Consider the following 18,462-nt stretch of genomic DNA (forward strand, 5'->3'; position numbering starts at 1 on the left):
ATCGGTAGAAATGGCAAGGCTGGCGAGCGGTTCGCGCTTCGTCTAGGCCTGCCGCCATGACGTCGCCAAACCAACATGCCGGTCCCCGTATCGCTGCGATCATTGTTGCTGCCGGGTCTGGATCACGAAGCGGCAGCGAGATTCCCAAGCAGTTCACGATACTCGCGGGCCTGCCAATGATCGCACACAGCTACCGTGCGTTGCGGGACCACCCAGCTATAGGTCAGGTCGTGGTTGTCATCGGTGACGATCAGGGCGCGATGCTCGCCGCTACGATCCCCGATGCGACCGGCGTAGCCGGCGGCGCAACCCGGCGGCTTTCGGTTCGGGCGGGGTTGGAGGCGTTGGCGGCCGACGCGCCACGCGCCGTCCTGATCCACGACGCGGCCCGCCCCTTTCTATCGGCTGCGGTCATCGACCGCCTGGTCGCCGCGCTCGACACGTCGGACGGCGCCCTCCCCGCTTTGCCGGTCGCGGACACGCTGGCGCGGGGGGACACGGTCCTCGGAGAAACTGTCGATCGTGAAGGCTTGTGGCGGGTGCAGACCCCACAGGCGTTCCGGTTCGAGACCATCCTCGCCGCTCACCGTGATTGGGCGTTCGACGAACCGACGGACGATGCGCAGATGGTGCGACGGCTTGGCGGCACCGTCGCAATGGTGGAAGGAGATACCATGCTCGAAAAAATCACCTATCCATCCGACTTCGCCGCCGCCGAGGCGCGCATCGCCCCGCCACCGCTTATTTCGCGCAGTGCGAGCGGCTTCGATGTCCACCGGCTTGAGGTGGGCGAGGAGCTTTGGCTCGGTGGCATACTGATTCCGCATGACAAGGGCCTGTCGGGTCATAGCGATGCCGACGTCGCGCTTCATGCAATCACCGACGCGCTGCTGGGCACGATTGCGGCGGGCGATATCGGGACGCATTTCCCGCCGAGCGATCCGCAGTGGAAAGGCGCAGACTCCGCGCAATTCTTGCAGCATGCCGCCACTCTCGTCCGCACCGAGGGCGGGGTGATAGATTTTGTCGACCTGACCCTGATGTGCGAGGCGCCGAAGATCGGTCCGCACCGGGAGGCGATGCGCACTCGGATCGCAGGTTTACTCGAACTGACGCCGCGCCAGGTGAGCGTGAAAGCCACGACGACCGAACGCCTGGGGTTCACCGGTCGCGGCGAAGGCATTGCGGCACAGGCCGTTGCGACCATACGGATCCCGGCATGAAACCCATTCTGGCCCTACTGCTTGGCATCAGTTTGATCGCGTCCCCGGCGGCCGCACAGCCGCTTCGCTGCCTGCAACCCCAGGAAGCGGAGTCGCTCGCGCTCGTGGCGTTGCCCGATATCCTGCGCGAGACCGTGCGCACCTGCGCAACCACCTTGCCGGCATCGTCTTTCGTCCGGGCGAATTCTGCGCCGTTGATCGCCAAGTATCAGGTCGAGGCGGACCGCGCCTGGCCCGCCGCGCAACGCGCGCTGCTCAAGCTCAGCGATCCGATGATCGAACCCCTGCTCAACACGCAGATCGCACGCCAAATGCTGACCGCTCTTGCCGTTTCACAGATTGTCGGACGGATCGACGTTGCGGATTGCAATACGATCGACCGGCTGGCGTCATTGCTCCAGCCTTTGCCGCCGCGTAACACCGCAGGCCTGATCGTCACCTCGCTTCAATACCTGAAGGCGCGTAAGGCCTCCGGTGCGAAGGCGGTGAAGGACGTTCCCGAACTGCCGATCTGTGCGGAGCCAAAGCGATGACGATAGACACGTTGCTGCCGGTCGAACTGGTCGAAGCCGCCCGGAAGGTGGTCGAGCGCAATCTCGCAATCGGTCGTCGTGTCAGTATCGCCGAAAGCTGCACGGGCGGTCTGGTCGCCGCTGCGATCACCGAAATTCCGGGATCGTCCGAAGTGCTCGGATGCAGTTTCGTGACCTATTCCAACGAGGCGAAGCTCGATCTGCTGCGTGTCAGCTCGGACGTGCTCGAAACGTTCGGAGCGGTATCGATCGCGGTCGCCTGGAGCATGGCGCAAGGGGCGCTGGAACGAAGCGGCGCGGATGTGGCTGTCGCGATCACGGGAATCGCCGGGCCAGACGGCGGGTCAGACAAGAAGCCGGTCGGCACCGTCGTCTTCGCGCGTGCCGAAAAGGGTGCGGACCCGGCCAATATCGTCGCCGACCGCAAGCAGTTCGGTGATCTCGGCCGCGGCGGGGTCCGCCTTCAGGCTGCGCTATGCGCGCTCGAATTGCTGTTGCCGCCCGACGCCGAGGAAGGCCCGTAAAGCACCGCCGCCCGTTCCTCGAACGCGCCGATCATCTTGCGCAGCGCGGTTCCGAACACCTGCCCCGCGAGCATTTCGAACACGCGGTTCTTGAACGCGAAATCTACCGTGAAGTCGACGAAGCACGCACTGTCGCCATCGGGTCGGAACGTCCAGTCGTTGCGAAGGTACTTCAACGGCCCATCGAGGTAATCGACCTCGATATGGCCGGGCCGCTCCTTCTTCACCTTCGACGTGAAGGTCTCGCGCAGCCCCTTGAAGCCGACGATCATGTCGGCGACCATCTCAGTCTCGCTGTTCGACCGGACACGGATCGCTGTGACCCAGGGCAGGAATTCGGCGTAGCGCCGGACGTCCGCCACCATGTCGAACATCTGTTCGCAGCTATAGGGAAGCCGCCGGGTTTCGGAATGACGCGGCATCAGGCTTTGGCGAGCTTCGCCTCACGCGCGGCGCGCAGGCGCATGAAATCGTCCCCGGCGTGATAGCTCGAACGGGTGAGTGGCGAGGATGCGACCAACAGGAAGCCCTTCGCGCGGGCGATCGCGGCATAAGCATCGAACGCCTTGGGTGTGACGAAATCGATCACTTTCGCATGTCGCGGCGTCGGCTGCAGATACTGGCCGAGCGTCAGGAAATCGATGTCGGCGCTGCGCATGTCGTCCATCACCTGATGCACTTCCATACGCTCCTCCCCCAAGCCCATCATCATGCCGGACTTGGTGAAGATCGACGGATCGTGCCGCTTCACGCTCTCCAGCAGACGAAGCGAGGCGTAATAGCGCGCGCCCGGCCGGATCGTTGGGTATAGCCGCGGCACGGTTTCCAGATTGTGGTTGTACACGTCCGGCCCCGCCTCGACGATCGACTCGACCGCGGCCTGCGCCTTGTTCCGGAAATCCGGTGTCAGGATTTCGATCGTGGTGTCGGGCGTCGTACGGCGCAGCGCCTGAATGACCTTCACGAACTGCGAAGCGCCGCCATCCGGGAGATCGTCGCGATCGACCGATGTAATGACGATGTGGCTCAGCCCCAGTTCGGCAGCGGCGTCGGCAGTGTGCTGCGGCTCCAGCACGTCGACCTTGCGCGGCATACCCGTCTTAACGTTGCAGAAGGCGCAGGCGCGGGTGCACGTATCGCCCAGGATCATTACCGTAGCGTGCTTCTTGGTCCAGCATTCCCCGATATTGGGGCAGGCCGCTTCCTCGCACACCGTATTCAAGCCGAGACGACGCATCATCGCCTTGGTTTCGCCGAAGCCCGTGCTGGTCGGCGCCTTGACGCGGATCCAGTCCGGCTTGCGCTGGCGCGGCGCAACGGGGTCGACAGGGACGGCGAGCGGGGTCATCTCGTTCATGGGGTGCAGATAGCGACGGAGAGCGACCGACACAACACGCCGCCCGATGGACCTTTTCGGCGAACCGCGTTTTCTGCTGTTCGCCGCTCAGTTTTTAACGAGGATCAATGATGACCGAATTTACCGATCTCCTGTCCGGCTACCAACGCTTCCGCGCGGACGATTACGAGCAGGAACGTGAACGCTGGGAACAGTTGCGCGAAGGCCAGAGCCCGAAGGTGATGGTGATCGCCTGTTCGGACAGCCGCGTCGATCCGACGCAGATCTTCGACGCATCCCCCGGCGAGATGTTCGTCGTACGCAACGTCGCCAATCTGGTGCCGCCGTTCGAGGATACGAACGGTCGCCACGGCGTGTCCGCAGCGCTGGAATTTGCCGTCACCCAATTGGAAGTGACTGATATCCTCGTGATGGGCCACGGATCCTGCGGCGGCGTGTCGGCGGCATTGTCGCGCAAGTTTGCCGATCAGCCCCCTGGCGAAGGCGGCTTCATCGCGCATTGGGTCGATATGCTGGACGCTGCGCGCGACAGGATCGTCGAGGAGCACGGTACCGGGCCGGAAGCGGTCAGGGCGCTCGAACTCGAAACCGTTCGCGTCTCGATCGCGAATCTGCGCACTTTCCCCTTCGTTCCGGAACGTGAGGCTGCCGGCAAGCTACGGCTGCGGGGCGCCTATTTCGCGATCGCCGATGGTGTGCTCCATGTCATGGATGATGACGGAGAATTCGCCCCGGCCGCGTAAGCGGAGCGAACCAGTCTCGCTGGAAGATCGTCACCTCGGCCCATTACCGGGGTGACGACTTCAAAATGCAAAGCAGGTCTTGTCGTTAACTACCCACGCCGAAAGACGATTATCGTCAAAGCCCCAGCGCTTTGCGCGCGATCTTTTCGATTTCCGGATCAAGTTCAGGCGGCTTCATGTCTACCGCTGCCTCAAGCCGATCGGCGATGATCGTCAGCGCCGCAATCCGCGCCGCCTTCTTGTTGTTTCCATCGATCGCATGCCACGGTGCCCAACGCGTATCCGTGCGACGGAACATTTCCGCCATCGCATCCAGATAATCGTCGCGCTTGTCCCGGTTGCGATAGTCGTCAGCGCCTGTTTTCCACCGCTTCCACGGATGCTCCAGCCGGGCCTTCAGCCGCTTGTCCTGTTCGTCCTGCGTGATGTGCACGAACAGCTTGACGATCGTCGTTCCGGAATCGACCTGCTGCCCCTCGAATTCGTTGATCTCGTCATAGCCGCGGCGCCACTGTGCCTCCGTCGAGTATTTTTCGACGCGCTCGACCAGTACGCGGCCATACCAGCTGCGATCGAACACGCCGATATTGCCGTTCGCGGGGAGGCGCTGCCAGAAGCGCCACAGGAAATGTCGCGCCAGTTCGTCTTCGGACGGCGCCTTGATCGGCCATACCTCGAAATTACGCGGATCCCATTCGGCGGTGAGCCGCTGGATAATCCCGCCCTTTCCCGCCGAGTCCCAGCCCTCGAACACGATCAACGCGCGTTTCTTATGGACGATATGCGCCACCTGGATGTGCGCCAGCCGGGTCTGCAACGCGATCAGATCGTCGCTATAGTCGCCGTCATATTTCTTGCCGTCTTCGAAGTCGGACAGGTTGATCGTCATGCAGGTTCCCGATTGCGGCCTCTGGAAGTCGAACGTCCGAAGATCGCGGCAGTTCAGATCGCGCCGAACCGCCGCTTCGATATCATTCCGGCCGAACCGCTTCGGTCACCGGCTTCACGCCGATCGGCGTCACCGTCTTCAGGTTGAGTTCCTTCAACTGCTTCTCGGTGGCGAAGTTGGGCGCGCCCATCATCAGGTCTTCCGCCTTCTGGGTCATCGGGAAGGTGATGACCTCGCGGATGTTCGGCTCGTCGGCGAGCAGCATGACGATGCGATCGACGCCCGGCGCGGAGCCACCGTGCGGCGGGGCGCCGCATTTGAACGCGTTGATCATCCCGGCAAAGTTCAAATCCACGTCGGCCTGCGTGTAGCCGGCGATCTCGAACGCCTTGTACATAATCTCGGGCTTGTGGTTCCGGATCGCACCCGACGACAGTTCGATCCCGTTGCAGACGATATCGTATTGGTACGCCAGGATATCGAGCGGGTTCATCGTTTCCAGCGCTTCCATCTCGCCTTGCGGCATGGAGAAGGGGTTGTGGCTGAAATCGACCTTCTTCGCGTCCTCGTCATATTCGAACATCGGGAAATCGACGATCCAGCAGAATTCGAACGTCTTGTCGTCGATCAAGCCCAATTGGTCGGCGACGCGTGTCCGCGCCAGGCCCGCCAGCTTTGCAGCCTGCGCTTCCTTGCCGGCCGAGAAGAAGATGCCGTCGTTGGGGCCGAGGCCCAGCGCTTCGGCGATCGCCTTCATGCCCTCCTGACCGTGATTGTTCGCGATCGGGCCACCGAACACGCCGTCCTTCTGGGTGGCATAGCCGAGGCCCGGAAAGCCTTCCGATTGTGCCCACGAATTCATCTCGTCGAAGAATTTGCGGCTCTTCTCATGCGTGTTAGGCGCGGCGACGGCACGAACGACATCACCGCCCTCGACCATCGAGGCAAAGCGCCCGAAGCCCGATCCGCGGAACAGTTCGGACACGTCGGTGATGATCAGCGGATTGCGGAGATCGGGCTTGTCGTTGCCGTACTTCAGCATCGATTCGCGGTACGGGATGCGCTTGAACGGCAGCGGCGAAACCTTCCGGCCCTTACCCTGCCAGTCGGCGAATTCCTCGAACACACCGTGCAGCACCGGTTCGATCGCCGCGAACACGTCTTCCTGCGTGACGTAGCTCATCTCGAAATCGAGCTGGTAGAATTCGCCCGGCGAGCGATCCGCGCGAGCATCCTCGTCGCGGAAGCAGGGTGCAATCTGGAAATAGCGGTCGAACCCGGCGACCATTAGCAGCTGCTTGAACATCTGCGGGGCTTGCGGCAGCGCGTAGAACTTGCCCGGATGCACCCGGCTGGGCACCAGATAGTCGCGCGCGCCCTCGGGCGACGATGCTGTCAGGATCGGGGTCTGGAATTCGGTGAAGCCCTGCCCGATCATCCGCTGGCGCAGCGACGAAATGACGTTCGACCGCAACATGACGTTCGCGTGCAACCGTTCGCGACGCAGGTCGAGGAAACGGTAGCGCAACCGGATATCCTCGGGATATTCGTTCTCGCCGAACACCGGCATCGGCAGTTCCTGCGCGGAGGACTGCACGACCACGTCACGCGCACGCACTTCGATCTCGCCCGATGGCAGGTTCTTGTTAACCGTCTCCGCCGATCGCGCGACCACGTCGCCGGTAATCGTGACGACCGATTCAGCGCGCAATTTGTCCAGCACCGCATGAGTCGGGCTGTCGCTGTCGGTCACGATCTGCGTGATGCCGTAATGGTCGCGAAGATCGACGAACAGCAGGTTGCCGTGATCGCGCTTGCGGTGGACCCAGCCCGAAAGCTTGACCGAACTTCCGACATCGGCGGCGCGAAGCTGTGCGCAAGTGTGCGTGCGATAAGCGTGCATTATCTATTCCCAAACTGCCGTCGATCCGCCCGTGGAGGATCACGGATAAGGGGTGTGCGCTTCCCTTCCCATGCCGCCTTTGTCAACCCGCTCACCTGTCGCTATGGACGCAAGATGCATATCCACCCCCTCATCACCGACAGCGCGACCCTCGCCAATTTGTGCGCTCGCCTGTCCACCGCCGACTTCGTTTGCGTCGATACCGAATTCATGCGCGAGAATACGTTCTGGCCGGAATTGTGCCTGATCCAGATCGCCGACGAGAATGAGGCCGCGGCGATCGATCCGATGGCGCCGGGCCTCGACATGAAGCCCCTGCTCGACCTTATGACCGAGAATCAAGAGGTCCTGAAGGTCTTCCATGCCGGCGGTCAGGATCTTGAGATCATCTACAATCTCACCGGCAAGACGCCCTATCCGCTGTTCGACACGCAGGTGGCCGCGATGGCGCTGGGCCAGGGCGAACAGATCGGATACTCCAATCTGGTCGACGCCTATCTCGGCATCGTCGTCGACAAGGGCGCGCGGTTCACGGACTGGAGCCGCCGTCCGCTCGACGCGCGGCAGATCGAATATGCCATCGGCGACGTCACGCACCTTGCAGCAATCTTCCCCAAGATGCTCCAGCGCCTGAGGAAAACCGGGCGCGGCGCGTGGCTCGACCAAGAAATGGAGCGGATCGGCGATCCCGCCAATTACGCCAACGACCCTGACGAGGCATGGAAGCGCATTCGCGTTCCCGGCCGGAAGCCCGATTTGCTGGGTCGGCTTAAGGCTCTGGCGCGGTGGCGCGAGATGGAGGCGCGTCAGAAGGATCTTCCCCGCGGCCGGATCGTCAAGGACGAGACGATCGCCGATATCGCCGGACACCCACCGCGGAAACAGGCCGATCTGGCAAAGGTTCGTGGTCTTTCTGCGACCTGGGCGACGAACGACATCGGTGCGCGGCTGATGGCGGCGCTCGACACCGCCGTGCCGATGAGCGCCGACGAGATGCCGCAGCGCGACGATCGCAAGCCAGGACTCGGCAAGGACGGCGCGCTGGTTGCTGACTTACTGAAGTTGTTGCTGAAGATACGTGCGAAGGAGATCGACGTTGCGCCGCGCCTGCTGGCCCGCAGCGACGACCTTGAGGCGCTTGCGGCAGGTACGCGTGCTGGGCTTTCGATCCTGGACGGCTGGCGGTTCGAACAGTTCGGTCGCGATGCGCTGGATCTGGTCGAGGGGCGGCTGGCTTTTGCGGTGGTCAACGGCAAGCTTAAGATGACGCTGACGGAGGATGAGGCGTGAAGATCGTTGTGATCGCGCTCGGCGCACTGGCATTGACCGCGTGCATGGAGAGCCGCCCTGCCCCAATGCCGGCACCAGCAGGTGCTTGCGATGCAGCACCTGTCCAGGCGTTGATAGGGAAGCCAGCAGGTCCGTCTTTCGTCGAGAAAGTCCGCCGTCAATCCGGTTCGGCGCTGGCACGCCGGATCACACCCGAGATGCGCGTGACGATGGATTTCCGTGCCGATCGCGTGAACGTCTGGGTAAGTACGAACGGCACGGCGGAACGCATCACCTGCGGCTGAGTGCTTCGTACGGCGCTGACGTTATCCCAGCACTGCCGCCTTCCGCTGAACCGCATTGGCGAGCGCGATATGGCGCCGCTCGACCGCGTCGCCGTACAGCGCGCGGTCGCCATCGGACAGGTGCAGCGCGACGAGCATGCCATCCTCGCTCAATCGCGATCGTTGCAGCGGGCCGGCCAATCCGCCGCTGAGCCGCTGGCCCAGCCGCATCGCCAATCCCCAGGCGACCGCGCGCTTCAGGTCCGCGGCCGGGGCAAGCACGGCGAGCGGTGCCGGCGCATTGGTCCCGCCGCCAAGCGAGGTGAACAAGGCCTGCGCCATCAACGCGCGCCCGCGCGCGTCGATCGCGACCCAATTGCCGTGCAGCGCGATCTCGACCCCGCGTTCGGCGCGGAATTCCGGATTGGCGCGCCAGCCGACGTCGGACAGGTGGCAGGCCGCGTGCCGCAACCGCGCCATCGCCGGCGTATCGCGATCGAACAACGGTGCGATCCAGCGGTCGAGCAGGTCGCCATGTTCCGGGAAGCGCCCATGCCGTTGCCCTTCCTCACGCGTCGCCACGATCAACGGATCGAGCGCACGGCATTCCGCCCCAAGCGCGCCGTAAAGGAGCCCCTCGCGCAGCCCGAAGGCCGAGACGATCGTCGTCGAACTCCCGAGATGCTTAAGCAACGCGGACAGCAGGGCCGCGCCGTCGCCGAGGGTCGTGACACGCGCCGAAGACAGGCCTGGCACGCCGCGCAACCACTGTTTGTTGACGTGGCTGATCGTGCGGCCCAGTCGCGCGATCGCCGCGGGCTCCATCGTATATTGGTGGATGACCGGCAATGGGTACTGGCCGACATGCATGTCCAGCCGCCCGAGCGCGCGCCACGATCCCCCGACGAGATACAGCGGCAACCCGTCACCGCGTCCAAGCCAACCGCCCGCTTTCAGCATGCGGTGAACCTGCCGCTCCAACGTGCCCGGCCCCTTGTCGCGAATTGCGGCAATACGCAGGACGCCCAGTGGGAAGGAGATACGATCGCTGACCTGCCCGTTGCGCACGCGGACGAGTTCAAGACTGCCCCCACCGAGATCGCCGACGATCCCGTCGGCATCCGGTATAGCCGACATGACACCCTGACCGGCAGCGATCGCCTCCTGCTCGCCCGACAACAGTTCGACGTCCAGCCCAAGGTCCCGTGCCGTCTTGAGCAGAGTCGCGCCGTTCGAGGCATCCCGAACCGCTGCGGTCGCCACCGTGCGCAACCGCTGGACCTCCATCTCGCGGGCGACGGCCGCGAACCGTGCCAGCGCGGCACTCGCCATTTTCAGACCATCCGCGGAGATCGCGCCCGTCTCCGCCAGCCCACGCCCCAGCCCCGCCATCACCTTTTCATTGAACAGGATCGCAGGAAGGCGTTCCGGGCCCTGATAGACGACGAGACGGATCGAGTTGGAACCAATATCGATAATTCCGGTGCGCGGTTCGTCCGCGCAATCGGTGACTAGCCCATTGGCCGCACCGCCCGGGACCTTCCGGAACAGCGATGCCACGCTCAATGCCCGCGTCGCAGCGACAGCTTCGGAACGGATTTGCCCTTGAGCGCAGCGCCGCGACCGGAAAGCGACGGATTGGTCATAAAGTATCGGTGCAAATTGAACGGACGGTCACCCGGTTCTTCGCGAACATAGCTCCCATCCGCCTTCAGATCCCAGCTTTGTTCGTTGTCGATCAGGTTGGCGACCATCACCTGATCCAGGATCTGGTCGTGCACCGTCGGGTTCAGTATCGGCAGCATATATTCGACGCGCCGATCGAAATTGCGCGGCATCCAGTCGGCGGACGAGATGAACAGTTTCGCGTCGTCATTGGGCAGCATCTTGCCGTTTCCGAACGCCCAGATCCGGCTGTGTTCCAGAAAGCGCCCGATCACCGACTTGACGCGAATGTTCGCAGACATGCCGTCCACGCCGGGGCGCAGGCAGCAGATGCCGCGAATAATCAGGTCGATCTCGACACCGGCATTGCTCGCTTCGTACAATTTCTCGATCACTGCCGGATCGACCAGCGAGTTCATCTTCGCCCAGATCGCGCCGGGCTTTCCCGATCTAATATTCTCGATCTCGGCATCGATCAAATCCACCAGCTTGGGCCGGAGATCGCGCGGCGACAGGCTGACGAGGCTCATCCCCTCCGGCTCGACATAGCCGGTGATGTAATTGAACATCTGCGCGGCATCGGCCCCGATGCGAGGGTCGGCGGTGAAGAAGCTGAGATCGGTGTAGATTTTTGCCGTGATAGGATGATAGTTACCGGTCCCGAAATGGCAGTAGGTGCGATAGACAGCGCCTTCGCGTCGCACGACCATCGAAATCTTGGCGTGCGTCTTCCATTCCATGAAGCCGTAGACGACCTGCACCCCGGCGCGCTCCAGCGCGGAGGCCCAGACGATATTCTGCTCCTCGTCGAACCGCGCCTTCAACTCTACTACGGCGGTCACGGACTTGCCGGCCTCGGCCGCCGCGATCAGCGCGTTGATCACCGCCGGCTGCTTGCCGGCGCGGTACAGGGTCTGCTTGATCGCGACCACGTCAGGGTCGGCGGCCGCCTGTTTCAGAAAGGCGAGTACCACTTCGAACGTTTCGTACGGGTGATGGACGACGATGTCCTTCGCCTGGATCGCGGCGAAGCAATCGCCACCGAATTCGCGGATGCGTTCCGGAAACCGTGGCGAATATGGCGGGAATTTGAGATCCGGGCGATCTTCATCGACGATCGATTCCAGATCGCCTACGCCGAGGAACGCGCCACTTTCGGTAACGAAGGCATGGCCCGCGCCAAGTTCCTCGCGCAGCGCCTCACCCAGCGCGTGCGGCATGCCGCTTTCCAGCTCCAGACGTATAACCCGCCCGCGCCGCCGCCGTTTGATCGCATTGGCGAAGTAGCGCACCAGATCCTCAGCTTCGTCGTCGATTTCGAGATCGCTGTCGCGAAGCACCCGGAATTCCGCCCCGCCCGTCACCGTGTAGCCCGGGAAAATCAGGGCGGCGAACCGCTTCACCAGCGATTCCACCGCCACGTATCGTGCGCGTTCGCCCGGCACGCGCAGGAAGCGCGGCATCTGGCTGGGCAGCATGATCAGTTCGCGGATCGGTTGATTGTCCGACACGCGGACCAGGTCGAACATCACCGCCAATCCCTTGTTCGACATGAACGGGAAGGGATGCGCCGGGTCCAGCGCTTGCGGCGTCAGGATCGGGAATATCTGTTCGCGGAACTGTTTTTCCAGCCACGCGACTTCGTCGATCGTGAGGATCTCGTCGATCGTGCGCGATCCCAGCACGTCGATGCCGGCATCGCTCAATTGCAGGCGAAGCTCGCGCCAGACGTTGCGCTGGCTTTCGATGAGCTCGTCCGCCTCCGCGACGATCGCGGTCAGTTGTTGCCCGGACGTCAGCCCGTCCGCGGACCGCCGATCGACCGACTGAACGAGTTGCCCCTTCAATCCCGCGACGCGGACCATAAAGAATTCATCGAGGTTGGAGCCGGAAATGGACAGGAAGCGCACGCGTTCCAGCAATGGATGCGCTGGGTTGCACGCCTCCTCCAGAACGCGGCGATTGAACGCGAGCCAGGACAATTCGCGGTTGAAGTAGCGTTCGCCACCGCCCGCGCCATTGGCGTTGGTAGCGAATTGTTCGTCGTCATCCTCGGCGATACGCGCGATATGGGCTGGGCGGGTCATTGAACCTCGAATGGCAAAGTCGGTGCAGGATCGATCATCAAACTCGCCTCCGTCAGTGTGGCGCGGGCCAGCGGAATCGACAAGCGCTTCCGCCGTTCCAGCACCGCCTGATCGAGCACGTCGACGGCGCGTAGCAGCGAAATGTGACTCCTTTCCACGCGCGTCAAAAGCCATTGGATCAGGTCGGGGCGTGCATCCAGCCCGCGCCGGAGAAATTGTCTTTCGAACAAGGCGGCCATCAGTGCATCGTCCGGCGCGCCGATCCGCGCGACCGGGCTGGCCGCGAGCCGCGACCGGAGATCCGGCAGCTTGATCGCCCATTCCGGGGGTGCCGCGTCCGCAACGATGACGAGCGGGTGACGTTCCTCCTGAGCCTTGTTCCAGGCGTGGAACAGCGTGGTTTCCGGCTGGCGTTCGGCATCGTCGATGATCGTGCCGTTGCTCTTCGCCGCGAAGATGCGGGCGAGCAGGCTGCGCCCGGACTTGCGCGGTCCGACCAGAACCACCGTCATGACGGGCCACGACGCCCAGTGTTCCAGCACCTTTACCGCGCGGGCGTTCGAATCGCTCACCAGGAATTCGTCGTCGCGCGGATCGGCGGGCCATTCGAACGGCAGGGCGATCTGACTGCCAGTCATCGGCTTTCCATCATCCCGTGCTGTTGTCCGACGTGCCGACGCTTGGCGGCGGCAGCAGCGGGCGGCGGATGCGCAGGGTGGTTCCACTGCCCTGCACCTGCCAGCCGCGCGCTTCCAGTGCCGCGACCAACCCCGCCGGATCGCCATCGAAGCCGACGCGCATGACGGACACGCCGCCAAGCGCCAGGCTGCTGGTCAGCGCGGTGCGGACGCCTGGAATGCCGCGCAAGGCCGCCTCGGCACTGGACACCGCGCTTGCGCCCGGCGTGTCGAACTGCACGCTGATGACGCTGGTCGTCACCGCGGTGCTTCCCGGATCGGTTGTGGCGGCTGCTGCGGCCGCCGCCGCCGCGGCCTCGTCCAGCGCGCTATCGTCGGCCGGCAGTTCCGCATCCGGCGGAGTGTAGGACAGGCCGGCGTCGGTCATCAGGCGACCATCTTTCAGGGCGCCCTGATACGCCTCGTCCAGCCGCTTCACGCCGGCGTCCAGCAATGCCGGCAGGCCATCGTTATTGCTGACTCGCAAGGTGAACCTCGCGATCATCCGATTGTCGGGTCCGTGCCGCGCCTCGAACACGCCGATCACGGGGCCACCGGGCCATTGGCGATACAGCCGGACGGTCGGTACGAGGATGTCGATCGCGCCATATTGATCGAGGATCGTTCGCCACCACAGGCGCCCGGGACGCCCGATCTGGCCGAGATTGACCAGCAGCGAATCGGGACCGGTGCCCGCCGGACGGACATAATCGACGCTGCTATTGCCGCTGCGGAACCGGGTCCACGCGTCCAGCCAGTCGCTGCGGCGTTCGAACACCTGCCCCACGCCGCCCGAATATTGCAGCGGGACGACCAGCATCGGCGAAGAACGCTGCCCGAGACCGGCGACGCCCAGAATGGAGCCGGCACGCGCACGGCTGAAAAGGACGCCCAGTTTCGCGACATACCGGTTGGGCCCGATCTGTTCGTTTTCCACCACGATGCCGGACACCATTCCGTCGAGCGCACCGTCCGAAAGCCCCGCGCCGCTGCCGCCAAGCCGTTGAGACAACATCGTCCAACCCTTGCGTTGCGCCAGACGCCAGCCGGCCATTCGCGCCGCCTCGGCCGTCTTGCCGGTGACGTCGACCTCTATCCCGCCGACTTCGTAGCTGCCCGACGCATCCGCCGCTGCCATCGGGGCCGTGCCGCTCGCCGCGTCGTCCCCTTGCGCCAGCACGACGCCACCCGTCGCGGCCAACGCGAGGATCACGGCGAGCGCCAAACCGCGCGATGTATGGGAAACCGACATTGCCGTCCTTTTGGCGAAGCAGGCGTGGAAATCCAAGCAGGATATGGCTAGGCGGTGCAGATGGCCGAAGATCCACGACGCAACTCTCCCTATACCTACGCCGATGCGGGCGTCTCGATCGCCGCGGGCAACGCGCTGGTCCGCGCGATCGGGCCGCTTGCCAAGGCGACGCGGCGCTCCGGGGCGGATGCCGATCTGGGCGGGTTCGGCGGTTTCTTCGATCTCAAGGCGGCGGGCTTCACCGATCCGCTGCTGGTCGCAGCAAACGACGGGGTCGGCACAAAACTGAAGCTGGCGATCGATCATGATGCGCATGACGGCGTCGGCGTCGATCTGGTCGCGATGTGCGTAAACGATCTGATCGTTCAGGGTGCCGAGCCGCTGTTCTTCCTCGATTATTACGCGACGGCGAAGCTGGAGCCGGCAGTCGCCGAAAGGGTCATCGCGTCGATTGCAGAGGGGTGTTTGCAGGCGGGATGCGCATTGATCGGCGGCGAGACGGCGGAAATGCCGGGCATGTACGCCCCGGGCGACTATGATCTCGCGGGCTTCTGCGTCGGCGCGGTGGAGCGAACTGAGGTGCTGACGGGGCGCGATATCGCTCCGGGCGACGTGGTGCTCGGGCTGGCGTCTTCGGGCGTGCATTCCAATGGCTTCTCGCTGGTCCGGCGCCTTGCCGCCGACCGAGGCTGGAAACTGGATCGTCCGGCCCTTTTCGACCAGGAAACCTTGCTGATCGACGCGCTGATGGCGCCGACCCGCATCTATGTGAAGAGCCTGTTGCCGGTGTTGAAGCAGGGGCGGATCAAGGGGCTGGCGCACATTACTGGCGGCGGTCTGCTGGAAAACGTCCCGCGCGTCCTGCCTGAGGGGGCGCATGCGATGATCGACGCGGACGCCTGGCCGCAGCCGCGCCTGATGGCGTTCCTGCAAGCGCAAGGCGCGATCGAGCCGGAAGAGATGGCGCGGACGTTCAACTGCGGCATCGGAATGGTCGCGATCGTATCGGCGGACGAGGCCGATGCGGTGACGACGGCGCTCGAAGATGCTGGCGAGACGGTGTTCCGGATTGGGCAGATCGATGCGGGCGCGGTTGGCTGTACCGTCACCGGGAGCCTCGAAACCTGGGGTGCCCGCGCTGATTGGACTGCGACGCATAATGCTTGAGCCGGGTCTTCTCCCCTCCCGATGGCGGAAGGGGTCGGGGGAGGGTCGGACCGCCAACGGGACCGTTCACGGCTGATGGCAGACCCCCTCCCCCAACCCCTCCCGCAAGCGGGAGGGGAGTTAAGAAGAGGGTCGGCATCCTCATTTCGGGCCGCGGTTCGAATATGATGTCGCTGGTCGAGGCGTCTCGTGCGGAGAGTTCCTCATACGAAATAGCCTTGGTCGCATCGGACAAGCCGGCCGCGGCGGGGCTGGCCTGGGCCGCCGCGAACGGCGTCGCGACCTTCTCGCACTCGCCGAAGGGCATGCCGAAGAGCGAGTATGAGGCGCGGATCGATGCGGCCCTGCGTGACGCCGGGGTCGAAATTATCGCACTTGCGGGGTATATGCGGCTGTTGTCGGACGATTTCGTCGCGCGATGGCGCGGGCGGATCGTCAACATCCATCCGTCGTTGCTGCCCAAGTATAAGGGCCTCGACACGCACGCGCGCGCGATGGCTGCGGGCGATGCCGTGGCAGGATGCTCGGTCCATATCGTGACCGAGGAATTGGACGGGGGCGAGATCCTCGGTCACGCGGAGGTTCCGATACTGCCTGGCGATACGGTGGACACGCTGGCCGATCGCGTGCTTGCGGAGGAGCATCGCCTTTATCCGCGGGTTCTGGCACAGTTCGCGCTATCATGAGCCCAGATCCCGAAATTCCGCTGGCGAAGGTGCGCGATGCCGCTCTCGCCCTCCCCTCGACCACTGAAAAGCCGTCGCACGGTTCGCCCGGCTTCTTCGTCGAGGGCGGCGCGGCGTTCGCCTATTTCTGGCACGATCATCACGGCGACGGGGAGACGGTAGCGATCGTCAAGACGACCGGGCTGGACGAACAGCAGATGCTGATCGAGGGCGATCCCGCCTTCTATTACGCCCCACCCTATCTCGGTCCGTCCGGCTGGGTCGCGATGCGTCTGGACGGCGAGGATATGGACTGGGACCGCGTCGCGGACCGGATTGCGATCAGTGGGGAACTCGCCGCGCCGCGTCGATTGCTCGAGGCTGGCGGCCGGTGACGGAGCCGACCCCGCCGGAACCGTCAGGACCTCGGCCACCACCGGAATTGCCGCAAGGGCCGGCGGATGCAATCGTTCCGCCTCCGCCCACGGCGGAGACTGCCACGCGGGTTGCGGCGGAGCGCGCGGAGGCTGCCGCCACGCGTCGTCGTTGGGTAAGCCTTGCCGAACTCGTCGGGGTCGCCGGCCTCGTCATCGCGGCGCTCGGGCTGTGGCTGTCCTATTCGGACCGCCGCGCCGACGAAACCGCGAAACAGGCCGAGCAGGCGACCGAGGCAAAGGTCCGAACGCTGGTGATGCTGAAGGCGACGGGCAGCGGCGATCGCCTGACCCTGTCGGACGCTGCGCACGACGTGCAATCGATCGACGTGACCTTTCCCAAGTCGCTCGGCGTCGTAGCGCAGAAGCAGATCGACCCGAAGATCGAAGCCAACTGGTTTGCCGAACCGATCCTGAAACTGACGGACAATGGCCCCGACACGGTCGAAGGCCGCGTGCCGGTTCTGATCGTCTCGAGCTATTGGGACGCCGAAATCGAGCGTCACGACAGCGCGATCTACGACGTTACGTGGAAGACCGAGGGCCGTTTCCTGCAGGGTCGCGCGTTGAAGCTGACCGGTTTGAAACTGCGCGAACGGACGAAATCGACTGCGCGGCTCGACACGATCTGGGCGACGGAGAAGCCGAATCCTAGTAAGTAGGGTTTTGGTGTATTGGCAGAAACCGCCAGCAGCTTCGGATATCTGGTCACCTCGACGCAGTTTAGCGCGAGGAAGTAGAGGAACCTGACTTCAAAGCTCCAGCCCGTAAACCGGATCGGTGTGCATCTCGTTGCCCACGACGAACTCGCGTGTTCCGATGATGCTGAAACCCTGCCGCTCGTAAAAGGCGCGGGCGCGGTGGTTGTGTTCCCAGACCCCGAGCAACATGCGTACGGCGCCCAACCGGGTCGCGTCGATCCGCGCCTGCTCCAGCAAGGCGGGCCCGATGCCGCTGCCATGCGTCTGGCGCAGCGTGTAGATCCGGCGCAACTCGACGTCGCCCGGCTGTATGTCGATGGGAAAATCGGGGGCCGTCAGCACGGAATAGCCGAGCGGCGCGCCACCCGGATCGACCAGAGCGAGCGTCACCACGGAAGTGTCGTCAACCAGCCAGCGGTCGAAGGTCGCGACCGAATTGTTCTTCAGGCAATGCGCCAGAAGGTCGCCGCCATCCAGCGCCGACGCATAGGTATCGAGGAACGCGGCATTGGCGACGAGCGACAGGAGGGCAGCGTCATCCGCCCCCGCCCGTCGCACGCGCCATTTCAGATCAGCCGACAATTTCTTCCGGCTTGAAGAAGTAGGCGATCTCGATCTCGGCATTCTCATCCGAGTCCGAACCGTGGACCGTGTTCGCTTCGATCGATTCGGCCAGTTCCTTGCGGATCGTGCCCGGCTCCGCATTGGCGGGGTTGGTCGCACCCATGATGTCGCGGTTGCGCTGCATCGCATTCTCGCCTTCCAGAACCTGGACGACGACCGGACCGGAGATCATGAACTCTACCAGCTCACCGAAGAACGGACGCTCCTTGTGCACCGCGTAAAAGCCTTCGGCCTGTTCGCGGGTCATGTGGATGCGCTTGCTGGCGATGACGCGCAGACCGGCCTCTTCCAGCATCTTGGTGACGGCGCCGGTGATGTTGCGACGCGTGGCGTCCGGCTTGATAATCGAAAACGTGCGGTTCGCGGCCATGACCGTGAAGCTCCTCAAATCTGGAATAGCGGAAAGTGGCGGTTCCCTAGTCGGGCCACGCTGGCGATGCAAGCGAAGGACGGTGGCGGCGCACG

Annotated in this window: 20 protein-coding genes; 10 read left to right on the top strand and 10 right to left on the bottom strand. The window is 63.9% G+C overall.

Annotated elements, in window-relative coordinates; all coding sequences use genetic code 11:
• The first annotated feature begins 56 nt into the window (after positions 1-56).
• The 3 genes from H5J25_RS09320 to H5J25_RS09330 are packed head-to-tail and all read left to right on the top strand — an operon-like array spanning position 57 to position 2,280.
• On the top strand, positions 57-1,223 hold the full coding sequence (locus H5J25_RS09320) for a bifunctional 2-C-methyl-D-erythritol 4-phosphate cytidylyltransferase/2-C-methyl-D-erythritol 2,4-cyclodiphosphate synthase (protein ID WP_202090397.1): 1,167 nt from the start codon (positions 57-59) through the stop codon (positions 1,221-1,223).
• Positions 1,220-1,756, top strand: coding sequence for a hypothetical protein (locus H5J25_RS09325; RefSeq protein WP_202090399.1), 537 nt, complete (start codon positions 1,220-1,222; stop codon positions 1,754-1,756). The genes H5J25_RS09320 and H5J25_RS09325 overlap by 4 nt, the downstream gene beginning before the upstream one ends.
• On the top strand, positions 1,753-2,280 hold the full coding sequence (locus tag H5J25_RS09330) for a CinA family protein (protein WP_202090400.1): 528 nt from the start codon (positions 1,753-1,755) through the stop codon (positions 2,278-2,280). The genes H5J25_RS09325 and H5J25_RS09330 overlap by 4 nt, the downstream gene beginning before the upstream one ends.
• Here H5J25_RS09330 and H5J25_RS09335 read toward each other — a convergent pair.
• Together H5J25_RS09335 and lipA are read right to left on the bottom strand one after the other, a co-directional pair.
• Positions 2,220-2,702, bottom strand: a complete 483-nt coding sequence (locus H5J25_RS09335; protein WP_202090402.1) for a type II toxin-antitoxin system RatA family toxin — start codon at positions 2,700-2,702, stop codon at positions 2,220-2,222. The two genes, H5J25_RS09330 and H5J25_RS09335, sit on opposite strands and share 61 nt — an antisense overlap.
• The gene (lipA, locus tag H5J25_RS09340; RefSeq protein WP_202090404.1) at positions 2,702-3,637 is read right to left on the bottom strand and encodes a lipoyl synthase; all 936 of its coding nucleotides are present in this window, start codon (positions 3,635-3,637) and stop codon (positions 2,702-2,704) included. Before lipA ends, H5J25_RS09335 begins: the two co-directional genes overlap by 1 nt.
• A 110-nt stretch (positions 3,638-3,747) precedes the next feature.
• Between lipA and H5J25_RS09345 the strand changes: the two genes are divergently transcribed.
• A complete protein-coding gene (locus H5J25_RS09345; protein ID WP_202090406.1) occupies positions 3,748-4,380 on the top strand; it encodes a carbonic anhydrase in 633 nt (210 codons plus the stop codon).
• Between the two features lie 115 nt (positions 4,381-4,495).
• Here the strand turns inward: H5J25_RS09345 and H5J25_RS09350 are convergent, their stop codons facing one another.
• On the bottom strand, positions 4,496-5,269 hold the full coding sequence (locus H5J25_RS09350; RefSeq protein ID WP_202090408.1) for a polyphosphate kinase 2 family protein: 774 nt from the start codon (positions 5,267-5,269) through the stop codon (positions 4,496-4,498).
• A gap of 82 nt (positions 5,270-5,351) precedes the next feature.
• The gene (gene aspS, locus H5J25_RS09355; protein WP_202090410.1) at positions 5,352-7,172 is read right to left on the bottom strand and encodes an aspartate--tRNA ligase; all 1,821 of its coding nucleotides are present in this window, start codon (positions 7,170-7,172) and stop codon (positions 5,352-5,354) included.
• Between the two features lie 114 nt (positions 7,173-7,286).
• On the opposite strand from aspS, the gene rnd reads away from it, so the two are divergent.
• Together rnd and H5J25_RS09365 are read left to right on the top strand one after the other, a co-directional pair.
• Positions 7,287-8,462, top strand: a complete 1,176-nt coding sequence (gene rnd, locus H5J25_RS09360; RefSeq protein ID WP_202090412.1) for a ribonuclease D — start codon at positions 7,287-7,289, stop codon at positions 8,460-8,462.
• A complete protein-coding gene (locus H5J25_RS09365; protein WP_202090414.1) occupies positions 8,459-8,746 on the top strand; it encodes an I78 family peptidase inhibitor in 288 nt (95 codons plus the stop codon). Before rnd ends, H5J25_RS09365 begins: the two co-directional genes overlap by 4 nt.
• A 21-nt stretch (positions 8,747-8,767) precedes the next feature.
• Here H5J25_RS09365 and H5J25_RS09370 read toward each other — a convergent pair whose 3' ends face one another.
• From H5J25_RS09370 to H5J25_RS09385, 4 genes are read right to left on the bottom strand one after another with little or no spacing between them, the layout of a single operon-like run.
• Positions 8,768-10,276 carry a Ppx/GppA family phosphatase gene (locus H5J25_RS09370; protein WP_202096257.1) on the bottom strand — a complete coding sequence of 503 codons (1,509 nt, stop codon included), beginning with the start codon at positions 10,274-10,276 and terminating at the stop codon, positions 8,768-8,770.
• A gap of 11 nt (positions 10,277-10,287) precedes the next feature.
• Positions 10,288-12,477 carry an RNA degradosome polyphosphate kinase gene (locus tag H5J25_RS09375; protein WP_202090417.1) on the bottom strand — a complete coding sequence of 730 codons (2,190 nt, stop codon included), beginning with the start codon at positions 12,475-12,477 and terminating at the stop codon, positions 10,288-10,290.
• The gene (locus tag H5J25_RS09380; RefSeq protein ID WP_202090419.1) at positions 12,474-13,115 is read right to left on the bottom strand and encodes an HdaA/DnaA family protein; all 642 of its coding nucleotides are present in this window, start codon (positions 13,113-13,115) and stop codon (positions 12,474-12,476) included. The genes H5J25_RS09375 and H5J25_RS09380 overlap by 4 nt, the downstream gene beginning before the upstream one ends.
• Positions 13,116-13,125: 10 nt before the next feature.
• Entirely contained in the window at positions 13,126-14,406 is a 1,281-nt protein-coding gene (locus H5J25_RS09385; protein WP_202090421.1) for a heavy-metal-associated domain-containing protein, read from the bottom strand.
• A gap of 60 nt (positions 14,407-14,466) precedes the next feature.
• Between H5J25_RS09385 and purM the strand changes: the two genes are divergently transcribed.
• The 4 genes from purM (at position 14,467) to H5J25_RS09405 (ending at position 17,334) form a co-directional block, all read left to right on the top strand.
• Complete coding sequence (purM, locus tag H5J25_RS09390) at positions 14,467-15,573, top strand: phosphoribosylformylglycinamidine cyclo-ligase (protein WP_202090423.1); 1,107 nt, start codon at positions 14,467-14,469, stop codon at positions 15,571-15,573.
• Positions 15,574-15,737: 164 nt separating this feature from the next.
• Positions 15,738-16,259 (top strand): phosphoribosylglycinamide formyltransferase, encoded by a 522-nt coding sequence (purN, locus tag H5J25_RS09395; RefSeq protein ID WP_202090426.1) that lies wholly within the window; start codon positions 15,738-15,740, stop codon positions 16,257-16,259.
• Positions 16,256-16,633 (top strand): MmcQ/YjbR family DNA-binding protein, encoded by a 378-nt coding sequence (locus tag H5J25_RS09400; protein WP_202090428.1) that lies wholly within the window; start codon positions 16,256-16,258, stop codon positions 16,631-16,633. The genes purN and H5J25_RS09400 overlap by 4 nt, the downstream gene beginning before the upstream one ends.
• Positions 16,630-17,334, top strand: coding sequence for a hypothetical protein (locus H5J25_RS09405; protein WP_202090430.1), 705 nt, complete (start codon positions 16,630-16,632; stop codon positions 17,332-17,334). Before H5J25_RS09400 ends, H5J25_RS09405 begins: the two co-directional genes overlap by 4 nt.
• 90 nt (positions 17,335-17,424) lie before the next feature.
• Here H5J25_RS09405 and H5J25_RS09410 read toward each other — a convergent pair whose 3' ends face one another.
• Together H5J25_RS09410 and ndk are read right to left on the bottom strand one after the other, a co-directional pair.
• The gene (locus H5J25_RS09410) at positions 17,425-17,955 is read right to left on the bottom strand and encodes a GNAT family N-acetyltransferase (protein ID WP_225883024.1); all 531 of its coding nucleotides are present in this window, start codon (positions 17,953-17,955) and stop codon (positions 17,425-17,427) included.
• Entirely contained in the window at positions 17,945-18,367 is a 423-nt protein-coding gene (ndk, locus tag H5J25_RS09415; RefSeq protein ID WP_202090432.1) for a nucleoside-diphosphate kinase, read from the bottom strand. The genes H5J25_RS09410 and ndk overlap by 11 nt, the downstream gene beginning before the upstream one ends.
• Between the last annotated feature and the right edge of the window lie 95 nt (positions 18,368-18,462).

This window comes from Sphingomonas aliaeris, assembly GCF_016743815.1.
GTDB lineage: Bacteria > Pseudomonadota > Alphaproteobacteria > Sphingomonadales > Sphingomonadaceae > Sphingomonas > Sphingomonas aliaeris.